Source organism: Pseudomonas medicaginis (assembly GCF_965119365.1).
Lineage (GTDB): Bacteria > Pseudomonadota > Gammaproteobacteria > Pseudomonadales > Pseudomonadaceae > Aquipseudomonas.
The window spans coordinates 3,689,179-3,707,074 of the sequence record NZ_OZ221631.1; the positions used below are offsets into that span (position 1 = coordinate 3,689,179).

Here is a 17,896-nt window from a genome sequence, read left to right on the forward strand (position 1 = left end):
CTGGATCGATCCTCATGCCTCGGGCTTTTGCCCATCCAACTGCTCCCACATCCTCGCCGTGATCCGCTGGCGGTGGTTGTAACCTTCCCAAGGATCGGCGCCCAGGCCCTTGGCCCGTTCCAGTGCGGTATGGATGTCCCATTGCTGGGCGTTGCGCAAGCTTGACAGCTCGGCCCGGGCGATCGGCACCGAGACCGGCAGGCCTGGCCTGGCACGTACCGAATAGGCGGTCACTGTGCTGGCTCCTCGGGCGTTGCGCAGGTAATCGATGAATATTTTCCCAACGCGGTTCTTCGGTCCCATGGTGGCGGTGATGCGCTCCGGCATTTGTCGGGCCAGGAACTGGGAGATGGCCTTGGCGAACGCCTTGGTGGTGTTCCAGTCCTCGCTTCTTGCCAATGGCACGATCACGTGCATGCCTTTGCCACCGCTGGTCTTGAGGAAGGCCTGCAAACCCAGCTCGTCGAGCACCGCCAGAGTCATGCGGGTCGCCTCGATCATGGCGCTCCAGGGCAGCGACGGGTCCGGGTCCAGATCCAGGACAAACCGGTCGGGCGTCTCGATCCGGTCGTGGGTCGCGGTCCAGGTGTGCAATTCCACCGCCCCCATCTGCGCTGCCCCGACGAGCGCGTGGATATCATCGATTTCCATCAGGGCCGCATGGCCCGGGTCCAGTTGTGGATCCAGCTGCTTGATATGGGGAATCTCCAGGCGATCGGCGTGCTTTTGAAAGAACAGTTCTTCGCCGACACCGTCCGGTGCCCGCACCAGCGCGACCGGGCGCCGCTTGAGGTGCGGCAGGATCCAAGGGGCGATGTCCAGGTAATATTGCGCCAGTTCGGCCTTTTGCACGCCGCTGACACCGTCGATGACTCGATCGGGGTGGGTGATCGTCACGCCGTCGACCTTGGCCGTGCTGCCTTTGTGACGACGCTGGGGTTTTGGCTTGGCAGGCTTTATCGGCAGGGGCTGCTCACGAACAACTTTGCTGGCTGGCGTATGGGTCGACAAACCCAGGAAAATGGCTTGTCGCACCTGGTTATCGCGGGTCCACTCGGTGAATTCGACCTCGCAGGTCAGGGTGGGCTCGACCCATTGCACGCCGCGTCCCTGTACGCCGTCGAGCGGCGAAGCCAGTGGCGAGGTAGCGCGTGGCTGCGTACACAGTCGCTCATGCAATTGCTTGATTTGTACCTGGCTGAACCCTGTGCCGACCCGACCGGCATACACCAGCCCTGTTGGTCCGTTGATGGCCAGTAGCAACGCGCCGAAACCGCTGCGCCTGGCTTGGGGACGGGTGAACCCGACGATGACGAAGGCTTGGCGCAACCGACACTTGAGCTTGACCCAATCGGCGCTTCGCCCGGAAACATAAGGACTGCCCAGGCGTTTGCCAACCACGCTGTCCAGCGAGAGTGCGATGGCGCTTTCGAACATATCGTGCTGGCTGGCGGAAAAAGACTCGGAGAAGCGCAGGCGTTTACTGGCCTTGTTGTTGAGGGCTTTTTTCAGTGCCGCACGGCGTTCTTCCACGGGCGCCTGACGCAGGTCGACACCGTTGAGAAAGGGCGCATCGAACAGGAAGTACACCAGGTCGACGGTGCGGCTGATTTCGAAGGCCTGGCCCAGGGCGGCGAAATCGCAGTGGCCGGTCTCATCGAGCAGGACCAGTTCACCGTCGAGCCAACTGTCCCCCAGGTTCAACTCGGCGAGGGCGTCGGCATGCAGCTTCAGCCGATCGGTCCAGTCCTGGTGATTGCGGCTGTATAACCGGACTTCACCGTGTTCGATGCGGGTCAGCAGTCGATACCCGTGGAATTGGACTTCGTAGCGCCATTCACCGGTGGGCGGCTCCTCCACGGGGGTGGCCAATGGCGGCGACAGGCGCTCGGGCAGGCGTTGCCGGGTAGGTGTCTTTGCCCGTTGGTCAGGGCGGCGGGGTGTCGTTGTGTCCGACTCGGCAGTGGACAAACGAGCAGATTCACTCTCAGCGTTGGCCATGACAGATTCCCTTGTGTTGCACTCGCCAGGGTGCTAGCCCCGGGAGGCCTTGGTGGCTTTTTTGGCAGGAGCGGATTTGCGGGCTTTCGCGGGTTTTGCAGGGGCCTTCCCGGCGGATTTGTCGCTGGCCTTGCCCTTGCTGCCCAGGCTGCGCTTGAGCAACTCGGTCAGGTCGATGACATCGGCAGTCTTGCGTTGTTCTTCGCCCGGATCGGTCTCCACCGCTTCGAGGCGGCCTTCGTTGGCCTTCTTCTCTACCAGTTCCATGATCTTGTCTGCAAAACTGTCCCGGTATTGCTGGGGCTCCCAATCGGCGCTCATGTCCTGCACGAGGCGCTTGGCCATGTCCAGTTCGCCCTTGGCCAGGGTCGGGTTCGTGACCTCATCGCCCAGTTCCAGGATATCCAGCTCGCGCACTTCCGCAGGCCAGCGCAGCATCACCAGCACCAGCGCCGACTCCAGGGGCATGAGGGCGGCCAGGTGCTGGCGGGTGTGCAGCACAACGTGGGCCAGGGCTACCTTGTTGGTCTTGACCAGGGTTTCACGCAGCAGCGCGTAGACTTTGCCGCCGCGCTTGTCGGGAGCGAGAAAGTAAGGCGTGTCGATGTTTTGCAGGGGAATCTTGTCGCTGTCGACAAAGGAAAAGATATCGATGGTCTGGGTGGACTTGGGGTGGGCGGAGCGGATCTCCTCTTCGCTGAGCAGTACGTACTGGCCTTTCTGGTACTGGACGCCCTTGACGATGTCTTCCTTGGTCACTTCTTTGCCCGTGGCCTTGTTGACTCGCTTGTAGCCCACCGGGTCCATGCTGCGTTTGTCCAGCCAGTCGAAATCCACCCCCTGGGAAGAGGTGGCCGACACCAGCGCTACTGGAATATGGACCAGTCCGAAACTGATTGCGCCTTTCCAGATTGCCCGAGCCATGGTGGTGTTTTCCTTACCGGTGGATGTCTCTCTGGTGACCTTCGAGCCTTGGGAAAAGTTTCCATTGTGCGAGCATGCTGGCCCACCGCCACGCCCGCGAGCGACCACATGGGGTCGGAGACGCTTCGTTACATCTTCACCGGGATATTTCGCTTAACAAGGGCGAACCTGCGGCGTAGCGTGCTTTCGATATGCCTGAACCCAAGAGGTGCCCCAATGAACAGGCTGATGCTCGCCCTCATGACGCTACTGCTGACCGCCGCCGCCCAGGCCACCACGCCCAGCGCAGGCCCAATGGTCCTGGCCCAGAACCTGCCGGGCAACAACAATCCCTATAACAGCCCGACGCGTCGGGCCAATCCCAACAGTATGCAGGGCACCCGGCCCAACGTGCCGACGATTCATAACAATCCGACAGTGCCGGTGCCACGGCCACCGACCCTGGAAAACGGCGGCATCGGCAATGGCTACCCCCGGTCGGGGCAGCCGTCGGGTTCGCCACGACCGACCATCGAGTCTCCTACACCGCCCCGCAGCAGCCAGAATGGCAACCGCTAGGCATTGGAGCCTGTTGTTCTCTTTCAACACCGCAGAAGGAAATGTGCATGTTGCGTAAAACACTCCTGGCCGCATGCTGCGCCAGCGCTGTCCTGACCGTTGCCCTGCCGGCGGCTGTCGCGTCCACCCAGTCGTTCAAGAGCGAAGAAGGCACGCTGGAAGTGACCACCGTAGTCGAAGGGCTGGAGCACCCTTGGTCCGTTGCATTCCTGCCTGGCCAGCAGGGCATGCTGGTGACGGAGCGCGAGGGCAACCTGCGTGTGGTCAGTCCCGACGGCCAATTGTCCGAACCCTTGAGCGGCGTGCCCGACGTGTGGGCCAAGGGGCAGGGCGGCTTGTTGGATGTGGTGTTGTCGCCGGACTTCAAACAGGACCGCACCGTCTACCTGTCTTACGCCGAGGCGGGCGCAGACGGCAAGGCCGGCACTGCCGTGGGGCGCGGGCAACTGTCCGAGGACCTCAAGAGCCTTAAAAACTTCGACGTGGTCTTCCGCCAGCAACCCAAGTTGTCCACGGGCAACCACTTTGGCTCGCGACTGGTCTTCGACCGCGACGGCTATCTGTTCATCACCTTGGGGGAAAACAACGACCGGCCCACCGCCCAGGACCTGGACAAGCTGCAAGGCAAGGTCGTGCGCATCTACCCCGACGGCAAGGTTCCCGACGACAACCCCTTCGTCGGCCAGCAAGACGTCCGCCCCGAGATCTGGTCCTACGGCATGCGTAACCCCCAGGGCGCTGCACTCAACCCTTGGAACGGCACCCTGTGGGAGAACGAGCACGGCCCCCGGGGCGGTGATGAATTGAACATCGTCGAGCGCGGCAAGAACTACGGCTGGCCCCTGGCGACCCATGGCATCAATTACTCCGGGGCGCCGATCCCTGAAGCCCAGGGCAAGACAGTTCAAGGCGCGGTTGACCCCTACCACGTCTGGCAGGTCTCACCTGGGCTCAGCGGCATGGCGTTCTATGACCATGATCGCTTCAAGGCCTGGCAACACAACGTCTTTATCGGGGCGTTGGTGTCCGGGGAACTGATTCGCCTGCAATTGAAGGACGACAAGGTGGTCCATGAAGAGCGTCTGTTGGGCGAGCTCAAGGCGCGAATCCGCGATGTTCGCCAGGGACCGGACGGTTACCTGTATGTGCTGACGGATGAGGACGACGGGGCGTTGTACAAAGTCGGCCTCAAATGACGCGATGTCGGCAGCGCTGTGGCGAGGCCGTCTGCTCCTTCACCACAAGAGGGAATGGCACTGGAGGTTTGCCATTGACTTGCGGCCGACGCACCGTTAATTTCCAGCTATGAATTCAACCGTACTGCGCAGCCAGGCAAGCATTATTACCGCCATTCCTTATTTGGCGGGCTAGCTGACGGCTGCACCGAACCCGCCCTGGAGGCGGGTTTTTTCTTTCTGTCTCCTGGGCTCCGACCGAACCAGGAGATCGCCATGACCGTTGCCCCCACCGAGCAAGCCCTGCTCGAGCACTATGTTAAGAAAATCCTTGCCGCGCCGGTCTATGAACTGGCCGTGCGCACGCCGCTGCAAGCGGCACCGGCGCTCTCCGAAGCCTTGGGTAACCGGGTCCTGCTCAAGCGCGAAGACCTGCAACCGACCTTTTCCTTCAAGATCCGCGGTGCCTACAACAAGCTCGTGCACCTGACCCCGGAGCAGCGGGCCCGTGGCGTCATCACTGCGTCAGCCGGCAATCATGCCCAGGGCGTCGCGCTGGCGGCACGGGAACTGGGTATTTCAGCCAGCATCGTCATGCCCGTGACCACCCCGCAACTCAAAGTGTCGGGCGTGCGCAACCGTGGCGCCGAGGCGCTGCTGCACGGGGACAGTTTTCCATTTGCCCTGGCCCATGCACTGGAGCTGGCCGAGCGGACCGGGCGGGAGTTCGTCTCGCCTTTCGATGACCCGGAGGTAATTGCCGGGCAGGGCACCGTCGCGATGGAGATCCTGCGCCAGCATCCTGGCCGGCTGGATGCGATTTTCGTCCCGGTCGGCGGTGGAGGATTGATCGCTGGCATTGCGGCGTACGTCAAATACCTGCGCCCGGAAGTTCGTATCGTCGGCGTCGAGTCGCAGCACTCTGCTTGTCTGCAGGCGGCACTGCTCGCCGGGGAGCGAGTGACCTTGCCCGAGGTGGGAACCTTCGCCGATGGCGTGGCCGTGGCGCAGATCGGCGCCCATGGCCTGGATATCTGCCGTTTCTGTGTCGATGAGGTGATGACCGTGACCAACGACCAACTGTGCGCCGCGATCAAGGACATCTATGACGACACCCGGTCCATCACCGAACCGTCAGGCGCGCTGGCGGTGGCGGGTATCAAGCAATACGTGGCGCGCACGGGGGCGCGAGGCGAGACTCTGATAGCGATCGACTCCGGCGCCAACATCAATTTCGACAGTTTGCGCCACGTAGCGGAGCGGGCGGCGGTTGGGGTTCTTTGAGCTTTTTTACGCTACGTCACACTTTTTTTGAGGCAGGCGACGGATGCCCGTTTTCACTTGGGCAATAGCGTCTACTCTAGGTTGCGAACAGGACCAAAGTAATTGCAGTTTGCATGGAAAAACCAGCTTCTCCTTGCATTCTGCACGAACCCTCTGGCGCAGGACGAAGCTAAGCGCTTGATTCATATCAATGCGCAAGGGCGTCAATACAGGCATATTTTTTGCGGGATGATTCAGGAGTTCGCTTGACGAATTCGTTACTTCAAAACGCCAAGAACGCCAAGAAAGAACGAACGGCACGGTATTCGTAGTCCCAGTCCGCAGGGAAGAAACGGACGAAAATGCCGCCGTCGTGAACATAAATTGGCCGCCTCAACAGGAGAGAGTCGCCATGTTTTTATCTGCCCTCGAAATGCGGAACATCATTGAAAGCAGCTTGCTGCCCAAGCGCTCGCAATGCACGTTGTCACCTGAGCTGACGATGACGATCAAGATCTACGATGACCATAAGACCGATCACGTGGCCTTGGTCAAGACCGACATCGATGCCAGGAAACTCACCGGTTGCCGGGCCATCAACGACCTGATCGCCGAGTTGCGTACCGAGCTCGACCACAACCCGGCCGCTGACAATCACTTTCATCAGCAACACCATCGGATGACCGGGCGCTGATCACCGCCTTTTCATTTTTACTCTGATGCTCGGGTCCGGCGATGGCCGAACCCGACGTCCGATATTTCAGTTTTGCACGCCACTCAGGCCAGTTGCTGTCGATAGGGCAGGTCCGGCCCGGTTTTTCCGCACGTCAGTGCTGCGGCGCGAATGGCGAACTCAAGCATGGCGGTGATCTGCTCGCGGGCCAGCCTTCGCACTCCCTCCACCGAATCCAATTGTTGTTCAGTCAGCCAGGCAATCAGCGCGGCTTGGAAGGTGTCGCCTGCGCCCACCGTGTCGGCGATCTTCACCGGGCACGCCGGCAACGACCATGTGCCGTGCTGGCGGCTGAAGACCGTAGCCCCCTGGCCGCCACGGGTCAGGAAGACCAATTGGCAACGGTGCCCCAGCCAACCTTCGATGACTGCCTGGGGATCGGTCCCCGGATAAAGCAGGCCCAAGTCCTCGTCACTGACCTTGATCACGTCGGCGTATTGCACCAGTGTCGCGATCCGCGAACGCCACAGCTCGATGTCCGGCTGCGGGTTGAGCCGCACGTTCGGGTCAAGGCTGATCAGGCGCCGACCGCTTTCCCGTTGCACCAGGGCCAGGAGCGTGTCGGCAATGGGCTGGACCACCAGCGAGAACGAGCCGAAATGCAGGCCGCGGATGTCAGGGTCGAGGTCCGGTAGATGGGCCAGGCTCAACTGCCGGTCGGCGCACCCTTCGCCGCGAAAGCTGTAGTGGGGCGAACCGTTGGCACCTACGGCGACCATCGCCAGGGTGGTTGGCGCGTCGAAGTCCAGCAGGTAACGGGTGCTGACCCCTTCGTTGAGCAGCACCTGCTGCAAGCGACGGCCCAGGTAGTCGGTGGACAGCCCCGTGAACAACGCCGATTCAATGCCCAGGCGGCGCAACCCCACCGCCACATTGAACGGCGAGCCGCCGGCAATCGCCTTGTAGTTCACCTGCGAGGCGGGGCCATTCGCTTCGGTCTCACTGAAAAAATCAAACAGCGCTTCACCACACACCAGATACATAAATGCCCACTCTCAAAGGGTTGCGACGTGTTGTCGATAACGTTCATAAGCCTGCTGGGACGCCACCACGTGCGTGGCGATTGGCCGGGTTTCGCTGGCCGGGTCGAGCTTGACGCAGCGCTCGCACAGTTCGGCCAGGCTGTCCTTTTGGCCTGAATGGCACCACGCCGCCTGGATCGCCGCACCCAACGCCGCCGCTTCGCTTTGTTCGGTGCAAATGACCGTGGTGTCCATGATGTCGGCGACAATCTGCCGCCACGCCGGGCTCTTCGAGCCGCCGCCGATCAGGCGAATACTTTGGGCCTTGAGTCCGTTGGCCCTTAGCAGGTCTAAGCCATAGCGCAAGCCGAAGGTCGTGCCTTCGACCACGGCACGGCACAGATTGGCCCGGGTCAGGTTGGTGGTGGTCAGGCCCAGCAGGCTACCGGTGGCATGGGGCAGGGCAGGCACCCGCTCGCCGTTGAGGAACGGCAGCATGCAGACACCCTCGGCGCCGATCGGGGCCTGGACGACCAGGGCGTTGAAGGTGTCGATGTCCAGGTCCAGCAACTCGCGAACCGCTCCGGTGGCGTTGGTCAGGTTCATGGTGCAGATCAGTGGCAGCCAGCCACCGCTGGAGGAGCAGAACGTCGCCACTGACGGTTGCGGGCTGACCGTGGGTTCGGCGGCATAGGCATAGACCGTGCCGGAGGAACCGAGGCTCATGGTGATCACGCCGGGCTGGATATTACCGGTGCCGATGGCGCCCATCATGTTGTCACCGCCGCCACTTGCCACCACCGCACCGGGGTTGATGCCCAGGTGCTCGGCAATGGTCGGCAGGATGCGCCCGACGGGATGATGGGCCTCGATCAGCTCCGGCAGGGCCGCTTGCAAGCGTGCACTGGGGTCGATGTGTTGCAATAACTGCGCGTCCCATTGGCGGGTGCGTACGTTGAAGTAGCCGGTCCCCGAGGCATCGCCGTATTCGCTGCAACGGCGGCCGGTGAGCCAGTAGTTGAGGAAGTCGTGGGGCAGCAGAACGCTGGCGATGCGTTCGAAAACCTGAGGATGCTGCTCCCGGGTCCAGAGTAGCTTGGAAACCGTGTAGCCCGGCGCGATCACCACGCCGAGACGTTCGAGGCTGCCCTCTTCGCCGCCCAGGTGCGCCAGGAGCCGATCGTTCTCAGGCGTCGTCTCGGTGTCGCACCACAGCTTGGCCGGGCGCAGGACCTGGCCTTGGTCGTCAAGCAGCACCAGGCCGTGTTGCTGGCCGGACACGCCTACGCCGAGGATCGCCTGGCCATCGATCCCGGCGGCGGCCACGGCCTGATGAGTCGCTTGGGTGAATGCATCGAGCCATTGCTGGGGGTCTTGTTCACGACGACCGTTGGCCCCGCTGATCATGCTGTGGGCAGCAGCGCCCTGGCCGAGCACCTGGCCGCTGATCGCATCCAGGATCAGCGCCTTGGTGCCTTGGGTGCCGCAGTCGATGCCCAGGAACAGTTGTTGGTTTGCCATGGAAATCCTTGATATCAATGAACCGTCAGCGCAGAACTGTTTGGACCGGGACAGGGTGGAACCTGTGGCGAGGGGATTTATCCCCGCTGGGACGCGAAGCGTCCCCAAGACACGAACAACTCAGTGAATCTGACACACCGAGCCGTCAGTGTCAGGGCTGCTTCGCAGCCCAGCGGGGATAGATCCCCTCGCCACAAAAAGCGACCGCATCCGCAGGTTTAGCCTACGTCAGCCAGTATCCGCTCAAGTGTTCGTGTCACGCCGTGCTCGCGCAAGCTGTTGCAGCACCATTCGAATGCTGCCACGAACTCCGGCGAGCGGGGGATCGCGGTGCCGAAGATTTCTTCCACCTCCAGCACCCGCTGGGTCACCAGCGCATCGTCGGCCACCAACGCCTGGCAGAAGGCCGCCCGTGGGTCCGGGATCGAATACGTTACGCCGTTCTCGTCCACGCCCTTCAGGTACACGGCCCAGGCCGCCACGACCAACGCTGCACGGCGGGTTTCGCTGCCGTCGGCAATCAAGCGATTGATGGTCGGGACGGTGAACTTTGGAAACTTCGACGAGCCGTCCGAGCAAACCCGCTCCAACTGGTCGGCAATCGCCTGGTTGGAAAAGCGTTCCACCAGGGTGTTCTTGTACTCGGTCAGGTCGATGCCCGGCACCGGTGCCAGTTGCGGCGTCACGTCCAGTTCCATGTAGGCGCGCATGTAGCGCACGAATAGCGGGTCGTTCATGGTTTCGTGGACGAAGCGATACCCCTTGAGAAAACCCAGGTAGGTCAAGGCCAGGTGACTGCCGTTGAGCAGCTTGATTTTCATTTCTTCATAGGGTGAAACGTCATCGGTGAACTGCACGCCGACCTTTTCCCAGGCTGGACGACCGTTGACGAATTTGTCCTCCAGTACCCATTGCACGAACGGTTCGCAGACCACCGGCCAGGCGTCGTCGATGCCATGCTCGTCGTGCAGTTGCAGGCGATGGGAGACGCTGGTCATGGGCGTGATGCGGTCGACCATGGCGTTGGGGAAACTGACGTTTTGGTCGATCCACTGACCCAGCTCGGTGTCGCGCAACGCGGCGAAGGCCAGCAACGCCTTGCGTGTCACGGCGCCGTTATGGGGCAGGTTATCGCAAGACATCAACGTGAACGCCGGGATACCCGCCGCCCGGCGCTTGGCCAGGGCGGCGCAGAGGAAGCCGAAGACGGTCTTCGGTGCCTCGGGATGGACCAGGTCGTGCTGGATCTGCGGCAGATGAGCCATGAACTCGCCATTGCTGTCGTCGATGCAATAGCCACCTTCGGTGATGGTCAGCGAGACGATGCGAATCTGCGGATCGGCCAGCTTATCGATCAACGCCTGGGCGCCGTCTTCGGCCAGCAGCATGTCGTTGATCGCGCCGATCACGCGGATTTCGGTGTCATCGGTGTCACCCAGTTCGTACAACGTGAACAGGTAATCCTGGCCGGCCAGGTCATCCCGGGCACGACGGTCCTCGGCCCGCAGGCCGACGCCGCAGATGGCCCAGTCCAGGTCGGCGCCGGTGTTCATCAGCGCATCGGTGTAATAAGCCTGGTGAGCCCGGTGGAAACCGCCAACGCCGATGTGGGCGATGCCCTGGCGGATGTCGCTCAGAGGGTAGGCCGGCAGGGCGACTTCGGGGTTGAGGTTGTGCAGGTTTTGTCGGTTGAGTTTCATCGCAGGTCTCGGCAATCAGGCGGCGGCGCGCAGCGCGCGGTTCACCGCGACGCCCTCGGCGTCGAATAAATGGCAGTGTTCAGCGTCCAGGTGCAGGTTCAGTTGCTCGCCGAAACGGCTCGCCAGGTCGCCACGAACCCGCATGGTCAAGGCTTCGCCGGACGCCGTGACGACGTGACAGAAGGTATCGCTGCCCAGCCGCTCGCTGACGTCGGCGGTGACTTGCAGGGTGCAATCGCCCGGTTGTGCCAGGTTCAGGTGTTCCGGGCGAATCCCCAGGGTCACCGCGCCGCCGACGCTCAGGTTGGCGCCGCTGCGCGGCAGGTTGATGCGCGTGCCAGCGTCCAGCAGTACCTCGCAGCCCTGACTGTCGAGGGCGGTGATCTTGCCTTTGAGGAAGCCCATTTTCGGTGTGCCGAGGAACCCTGCCACAAACAGGTTGGCCGGCTGGTGATACAGCTCCAGGGGCGAACCGACCTGCTCGATGCGTCCGCTGTTGAGCACCACCACCTTGTCGGCCAGGGTCATGGCTTCGACCTGGTCGTGAGTCACGTAGATCATGGTCGCCTGCAGTTCCTTGTGCAGGCGTGCCAGTTCCAGGCGCATTTGCACCCGCAGGGCCGCGTCAAGGTTGGACAGCGGCTCGTCGAACAGGAATATTTTCGGGTTGCGCACGATGGCCCGGCCGATCGCCACACGTTGGCGCTGGCCGCCGGACAGTTGCTTGGGCTTGCGCTCGAGCATCGGCCCCAGTTCGAGGATGCGCGCCGCTTCGTTGACCTTCTTCTCGACCTCGGCCTTGGGCACGCCGGCCAGGTCCAGGGCGAAGGACATGTTCTTGCGCACGCTCATGTGCGGGTACAAGGCGTAGGTCTGGAACACCATCGCCAGGTCGCGCTTGGCCGGGCTGACTTCGGTGATGTCCCGGCCATCCAGTTCGATGGTGCCGTCGCTGACCTCTTCCAGGCCGGCGATCAGCCGCAGCAGCGTGGACTTGCCACAGCCCGACGGGCCGACGAAGACCACGAATTCGCGGTCGTTCACCTCAAGGTCGATGCCCTTGATGATGGAGAAACCTTCGAAGCCCTTTTGCAGATTCTTGATTTTCAGGTTGGCCATGATGATGGGCCTCCACTTCTGATTATTGTGTAGGGCGCGTTATTTCACCGCGCCGAAGGACAAACCGCGCACCAGCTGTTTCTGGCTGATCCAGCCAAAGATCAGGATCGGCGCGCAGGCCAGGGTCGAGACGGCCGACAATTTGGCCCAGAACAAACCTTCCGGGCTGGAGTAAGAGGCGATCAGCGCCGTCAGGGGCGCGGCCTTGGAGGAGGTGAGGTTCAGCGACCAGAACGCCTCGTTCCAGCACAGGATCAGCGACAGCAGCACGGTGGACGCCAGGCCGCCCTTGGCAATCGGTAGCAGCACGCGGACCATTTCCTGCCAGAGCGTGGCGCCATCCAGGCGTGCGGCCTCGAGGATGTCGCGAGGAATGTCCTTGAAGTAGGTGTAAACCATCCAGACCACGATGGGCAGGTTGATCAAGGTGTAGATGATGATCAGCGCGAGCCGCGTGTCCAGCAGGCCAAACTGCTTGGCCAGCAGGTAGATCGGCATCAGCACGCCCACCGGCGGCAGCATCTTGGTGGAGAGCATCCACAGCAACGTGCCTTTGGTGCGCTGGGTTTCATAGAACGCCATGGAGTAGGCCGCCGGCACCGCGATCAGCAGGCACAGGGCGGTGGCGCTGAAGGAAATCACCACCGAGTTCCAGGCGAAGCTGAGGTAATTGCTGCGCTCGTTGATGTGCAGGTAGTTCTCCAGGGTCGGCGCGAAGATGAACTGCGGCGGCGTGGCGAACGCGTCGATTTCGCTCTTGAAGCTGGTCAGCACCATCCAGAAGATCGGAAAGAAGATCAGGATCGCGATGGCCCAGGCCAGCGTGCCCAGCAACAGGCTTTGCAGGCGACGGGATTGTTGAAGAGTCATGGCGACGGCCTCAGTGCTTGTCGGTGAGGTTTTTGCCGATCATCCGCACGAGGATGATGGCGGCGATGTTGGCAATGACCACGGCAATCAGGCCACCGGCCGAAGCCATGCCGACGTCGAATTGCACCAGCGCCTGGTTGTAGATCAGGTACGCAAGGTTGGTGGAGGCATAGCCGGGGCCACCGTTGGTGGTGGTGAAGATCTCGGCGAACACCGACAGCAGGAAGATCGTTTCGATCATCAGCACCACGGCGATAGGGCGGGCCAGGTGCGGCAGGGTCAGGTGCCAGAAGATCGCGATGGGGCCGGCACCGTCCAGGCGGGCGGCTTCTTTCTGTTCCTGATCCAGCGACTGCATGGCTGTCATCAGGATCAGGATTGCGAACGGCAGCCATTGCCAGCTCACGATGATGATGATCGACAGCAGCGGGTAATGGGCCAGCCAGTCCACGGGCTGGGCACCGAACAGCTTCCACACCGAGGCGAGGATGCCCGAGACCGGATGGAAGATCAGGTTCTTCCAGATCAGCGCGCCGACGGTGGGCATGATGAAGAATGGCGAGATCAGCAGCACACGGACGACGCCGCGACCGAAAAACTCACTGGCTTCCAGCAGCGCGCTGATCAACACCCCCAGAACGATACTGATCAGCAGCACGCTGCCCACCAGCAACAAGGTATTGGTGGCGCCGGGCATGAAACCCGAGTCGGTCAGGAAATAGGTGAAGTTCTCCAGCCCGACGAATTCGTTTTCGCCGGGGTAGAGCAGGTTGTAGCGGATCATCGAGAAGTAGACGGTCATGCCCAGCGGCACGATCATCCACAGCAGCAACAGGGCCACCGAAGGGCTGACCAGGAACCAGCCGGGATTGGCCAGGCGGATCTTGCGTGCCGGCGGCGGGGCAGTCTCGATGGAGGCTTTGGCGGTTGTAGTTGAGCTATTCATGGCATTGAACCGATTTTTGCGGGCCTATGAAGATCCACTGTGGGAGCGAGCTTGCTCGCGATAGCGTCGTGTCAGTCACTCGTGATATTGGCTGGGTGGCCCTCATCGCGAGCAAGCTCGCTCCCACAGGAATCGGGAGCGGGCCTCAATGAGCTGACTACTTGGGATACCCGGCGCGTTTCATCTCGCGTTCGGTGGTGGACTGCGCTGCGGTCAACGCTTGGTCCACGGTCTGCTGGCCGGTCAGCGCGCCGGAGAAGAACTTGCCCACCTGGGTGCCGATGGCCTGGAACTCTGGAATGGTCACCAACTGGATGCCGATGTAGGGCACAGGCTTTACGGTCGGCGCTTTCGGGTCGGCGACCTTCAACGATTCCAGCGTCACCTTGGCAAACGGCGCCGCCTTCATGTACTCGTCGCTATAGGTGGAGGTGCGGGTGCCCGGTGGTACGTTGGCAATGCCATCGGTCTTGGCGACCAACTGGTTGTACGCCTTGGACGTTGCCCAAGTGGTAAAGACCTTGGCCGCTTCCTTGGCTTTGGAACTGGTCGGGATGGCCAGGGACCAGGAGTACATCCACGAGGTGCCCTTGTCGGTTTTTTCGTGGGGGGCGAAGGTGAATCCGACGTGATCGGCCACCTTGCTCTGGGTCTTGTCGGTCACGAACGAACCGGCGACGCTGGCATCGACCCAGATTGCGCACTTACCGCTGTTGAACAACGCCAGGTTTTCGTTGAAACCGTTGCTGGAGGCGCCCGGCGGGCCGGATTTCTTCATATTGTCGACGTAGAAGTTCAGTGCGTCCTTCCATTCGGGCCCGTTGAATTCAGGTTGCCACTTCTCGTCGAACCAGCGCGCGCCGAAACCGTTGGCCAGGGTCGTGATCAGCGCCATGTTCTCGCCCCAACCGGCTTTGCCTCGCAGGCACAGGCCGTATTGTTCCTTGGATTTGTCGGTGAGCTTTTCTGCGAATTCGCCGATCTGGGTCCAGGTCGGGTGTTCAGGCATGGTCAGCCCGGCATCCTTGAACAGGTCCGTGCGGTAATAGGTGATCGAGCTTTCGGCATAGAACGGCAGGGCGTACAGCGAGCCCTTGACCGACAAGCCTTCGCGCACGGAAGGGAAAACGTCGTCCAGATCGTAGGAGGCTGGCAGGTCTTTCATCGGTTCCAGCCAGCCCTTGGCGCCCCAGAGTGCAGCTTCGTACATGCCAATGGTCAAAACGTCGAACTGTCCGCCTTGGGTGGCGATGTCGGTAGTCAGCCGTTGACGCAGGACGTTTTCTTCGAGTACCACCCAGTTCAGCTTGATGTCCGGGTGCTCGGCTTCGAAGGTTTTCGAGAGCTTTTGCATGCGGATCATGTCGCTGTTGTTGACGGTGGCAATGGTGAGGGTCTCTGCGCCGAAGCTGACGCTGCTGAGGGTCATGCAGGTGGAGACAAGCAGAACTTTTACCGAAGGTTTCATCGCGCACTCCTTTTCCGCGCCCGCAGGCTGCAGAAGGACAGTTATTGTTTTTGTGTCTTCCGGATGAAGGGAAGAATGTGCGCTGATTACAGCCTTCAATGGACGGTGTGACAAATCATCCGTCGCACTTGCGCTGATACTTTTTTGCACTGAAGGAGGTTTCAGGTGGACATTCATCTGTAGGGAAGGTGGGTATCGGCGTGTGGAGGATATATCTGTGGCGACGGGATTTATCCCCGCTGGGCTGCGAAGCGGCCCCCGGCCCTTTCTGATCCACCTCGGTGGTAGATAGCATTTGGGGCCGCTTCGCGCCCCAGCGGGGATAAATCCCCTCGTCACAGGTCCACTCTGTCCCTGATCCAGGCAATTGAGTCGAGAAAGTCTCAGCCCTGGTTCTGCTCGGTCAACCGCTGTACCGCCAGCCGTCGGTAGTGGGACGGGGTCATGCCCTTGAGCTGCTGGAAGCGCCGGTTGAAATTGGAGATGTTGTTGAAGCCGGACTCAAAGCACACATCCGTCACCGGTTTATCGCCGTCGGCCAGCAATTCGCAGGATTTGCTGATGCGCAGGCGATTGACGAATTCGATGAAGCAGCGGCCAGTGGCCTGTTTGAACACCCGGCTGAAATAGGTGGGCTTCATGCCCAGGTGCTCGGCGACTTCTTCCAGGGGCAGTTCCCGGGCGTAGTGGGCAAAGATGTAGTCCACCGCGCGGTTGGTGCGGTCGATGCTGTGTTCGTCCGCCGTTTGGGGGGCGGTCGCGCCGGAAAGCAGTTGGTAGTCATCCGTGGCGGCCAACAGCTCCATCAGGATGAAAAAGTGCCCCAGGCGGCTCATGCCTCGGGAGTCGGCAATGCGTTGCATCAGGGTCGTGGCTTGGCGGATGGTGCGCTTGCAACGGAACTCGATGCCGTATTGGGCCCGTTCGAGCAGCGGCGCAACCGTCTTGAGTTCGGCGAATACCTGGTGGCCGCTTTCGAACAACTCGTCGGTGAAGTTCACCAGCATGTCGCGCTTGGGCACCACTTCGTCCTCGGCCACCTGGCTGATCCAGTTGTGGGGCAGGTTGGGGCCGGTGAGAAACAGCGACTGGGGGTAGAAGTTGCCGATGTAGTCGCCAATGAACACCTTGCCGGAACTGGCGACGATCAAGTGCAGTTCGTATTCCTTGTGGAAGTGCCAACGCACCAGCGGACAAGGGAAACCGTGCTGGCGATAGATGATGGACAACCCGTTATGATCGTCCATCAACTCGTAGGAAGGGTCGGTGACTCTGGCTGTTCGGGTCATGGGCCTGGCGCTTTTATTGTTATCGCCGTTGGATAATGCCCCCATCTCCAAGTGGGTGCCACCCTGACGTTTAACCGTGGCGGTTTTTTTCTTCGATCCACTGGGACATGTATTGGGTACTTTTGTGCTGATGGTGACGCAGCATGCTGCCGGTGAAATTGTCCCGGCGTCGTTGCGCCAGGTCCGCCCGGCAAGTGTTGATGCGATCGATCAGTGCCGGCCCGTGCACTTGCTGCCGGTAACGGCTCGCCAGCAGCACCAGGCCAGCGTCCTGGGCTCGGGTCCAGCGGTCCTGGTCGCTATACAACTGCACTGCCTCACGGGCGATGTCCTCGGCGCTCCGGGCAATCGACCCAGGCCAAGGCAGGTCGCCGTGCATGGCTTCCGCCCCCACGGGCGTGGTGACGTTGGGGGTGCCGCAGAGCATGGCGTCGATCAGTTTGCCTTTGATGCCGGCGCCAAAGCGCAGTGGCGCCAGGCAGATGCGTGCAGCCGACATGACCTGCAAGGCGTCCTCGGCCCAATTCATGATGTGAAAGCCCTGGGCCGGGTTGTGCAGCGCGGCGGCCTTGGGCGGGGTGTAGGCGCCGTACAGGTGCAGTTGTGCGCCGGGCAATTGCTGGCGGATCAGCGGCCAGATGGCGTTTTTCATCCAGAGCACGGCGTCCCAGTTCGGCGCATGGCGGAAGTTGCCGATGCTCAGGAAGTGCGCCCGGTCCGCGAACGGCACCGGCGGGCCGCTGGGCAGGTCCAGCATCAAGGGGCACCAGTGCAACAGGTGACGGGGTAATCTGAAGTGTTCCACCAACAGCTCGATCTCAACCTCGGACACCATCAGGTTGAGGTCGCAGCGATACAGGGCGGCGATTTCCCGCTTGGCCAGGTCGGTGTCGGCCATCTGTTGGAATTCATCGGCCAGGGCTGGAGCGAAGAGGTCGCTGAAGTCCTCGCTCGCTTCGTCGCGCTTCAGGCGATCCTTCAGGCGCTGATGCCGGGCGTGACGCAGGCTCTGCAAATCGGAGGTCTCCAGCACTCGCAGGGCGCCAGGGCAGTGCTTCTCGACCCGCCAGCCGAACTGTTCTTCCATCATGAACTGGTCGAACAGCACGATGTCCGGTGCCAGCTCACGGATGAACGCGTCGAAGCTGCTGCTATTGAGTTCGATGGGCACTTCGCGGATGCCCAGCGCGCCCAGGTCGGCGCGCTGCTCGCCCGGGCCGGCCGGGCTGCTGAAGGTGATGTCCCAACCTTGCCCGAGGAAAGTGTCCAGAATCTGCATGACGTGCCCACTGGCTGCCGATGAACGCGGCTCGGGCCAGACATAGCCGATAACCAGGACTTTGGTGGCGGTGGGGTGACGCATGAGC

The 17,896-nt window shown here is 61.7% G+C and carries 14 protein-coding genes and 1 pseudogene; 4 read left to right on the plus strand and 11 right to left on the minus strand.

Going from position 1 to position 17,896, the window contains the following annotated elements; genetic code table 11:
- Positions 1–12 precede the first annotated feature (12 nt).
- Complete coding sequence (gene ligD / locus ACMTA2_RS16180; RefSeq protein WP_413790789.1) at positions 13–2,001, minus strand: DNA ligase D; 1,989 nt, start codon at positions 1,999–2,001, stop codon at positions 13–15.
- A 33-nt stretch (positions 2,002–2,034) separates the two neighbouring features.
- Positions 2,035–2,925 (minus strand): non-homologous end joining protein Ku, encoded by an 891-nt coding sequence (gene ku / locus ACMTA2_RS16185; protein ID WP_413790790.1) that lies wholly within the window; start codon positions 2,923–2,925, stop codon positions 2,035–2,037.
- Between the two features lie 216 nt (positions 2,926–3,141).
- Here ku and ACMTA2_RS16190 point away from each other — a divergent pair, with 216 nt between their 5' ends.
- The 4 genes and pseudogenes from ACMTA2_RS16190 to ACMTA2_RS16205 all read left to right on the plus strand — a co-directional run bounded on the left by ACMTA2_RS16190 (position 3,142) and on the right by ACMTA2_RS16205 (position 6,615).
- The gene (locus ACMTA2_RS16190; protein ID WP_413790791.1) at positions 3,142–3,483 is read left to right on the plus strand and encodes a hypothetical protein; all 342 of its coding nucleotides are present in this window, start codon (positions 3,142–3,144) and stop codon (positions 3,481–3,483) included.
- Positions 3,484–3,530: 47 nt separating this feature from the next.
- Positions 3,531–4,679 carry a PQQ-dependent sugar dehydrogenase gene (locus ACMTA2_RS16195; protein WP_413790792.1) on the plus strand — a complete coding sequence of 383 codons (1,149 nt, stop codon included), beginning with the start codon at positions 3,531–3,533 and terminating at the stop codon, positions 4,677–4,679.
- A 255-nt stretch (positions 4,680–4,934) separates the two neighbouring features.
- Positions 4,935–5,933: pseudogene (ilvA, locus tag ACMTA2_RS16200) on the plus strand (threonine ammonia-lyase, biosynthetic); the annotation flags it as partial.
- A 400-nt stretch (positions 5,934–6,333) separates the two neighbouring features.
- Entirely contained in the window at positions 6,334–6,615 is a 282-nt protein-coding gene (locus tag ACMTA2_RS16205; RefSeq protein WP_413790793.1) for a DUF1652 domain-containing protein, read from the plus strand.
- A gap of 83 nt (positions 6,616–6,698) precedes the next feature.
- Here ACMTA2_RS16205 and ACMTA2_RS16210 read toward each other — a convergent pair whose 3' ends face one another.
- From ACMTA2_RS16210 to ACMTA2_RS16250, 9 genes are all read right to left on the minus strand, one after another.
- Positions 6,699–7,637 carry a carbohydrate kinase family protein gene (locus ACMTA2_RS16210; protein ID WP_413790794.1) on the minus strand — a complete coding sequence of 313 codons (939 nt, stop codon included), beginning with the start codon at positions 7,635–7,637 and terminating at the stop codon, positions 6,699–6,701.
- Between the two features lie 12 nt (positions 7,638–7,649).
- Positions 7,650–9,137 (minus strand): xylulokinase, encoded by a 1,488-nt coding sequence (gene xylB, locus ACMTA2_RS16215; protein ID WP_413790795.1) that lies wholly within the window; start codon positions 9,135–9,137, stop codon positions 7,650–7,652.
- 218 nt (positions 9,138–9,355) lie between these two features.
- Positions 9,356–10,837, minus strand: coding sequence for a mannitol dehydrogenase family protein (locus tag ACMTA2_RS16220; RefSeq protein ID WP_413790796.1), 1,482 nt, complete (start codon positions 10,835–10,837; stop codon positions 9,356–9,358).
- Between the two features lie 15 nt (positions 10,838–10,852).
- Positions 10,853–11,956: an ABC transporter ATP-binding protein gene (locus ACMTA2_RS16225; RefSeq protein ID WP_413790797.1), complete on the minus strand. Its 1,104-nt coding sequence runs from the start codon at positions 11,954–11,956 to the stop codon at positions 10,853–10,855.
- Between the two features lie 39 nt (positions 11,957–11,995).
- On the minus strand, positions 11,996–12,826 hold the full coding sequence (locus ACMTA2_RS16230; RefSeq protein ID WP_413790798.1) for a carbohydrate ABC transporter permease: 831 nt from the start codon (positions 12,824–12,826) through the stop codon (positions 11,996–11,998).
- 10 nt (positions 12,827–12,836) lie between these two features.
- A complete protein-coding gene (locus ACMTA2_RS16235; protein ID WP_413790799.1) occupies positions 12,837–13,772 on the minus strand; it encodes a carbohydrate ABC transporter permease in 936 nt (311 codons plus the stop codon).
- A gap of 157 nt (positions 13,773–13,929) precedes the next feature.
- Positions 13,930–15,240, minus strand: coding sequence for an ABC transporter substrate-binding protein (locus ACMTA2_RS16240; protein ID WP_413790800.1), 1,311 nt, complete (start codon positions 15,238–15,240; stop codon positions 13,930–13,932).
- Positions 15,241–15,623: 383 nt separating this feature from the next.
- Positions 15,624–16,529 (minus strand): AraC family transcriptional regulator, encoded by a 906-nt coding sequence (locus tag ACMTA2_RS16245; protein ID WP_413790801.1) that lies wholly within the window; start codon positions 16,527–16,529, stop codon positions 15,624–15,626.
- Positions 16,530–16,599: 70 nt separating this feature from the next.
- Positions 16,600–17,892, minus strand: a complete 1,293-nt coding sequence (locus ACMTA2_RS16250; protein WP_413790802.1) for a glycosyltransferase — start codon at positions 17,890–17,892, stop codon at positions 16,600–16,602.
- Positions 17,893–17,896 lie beyond the last annotated feature (4 nt).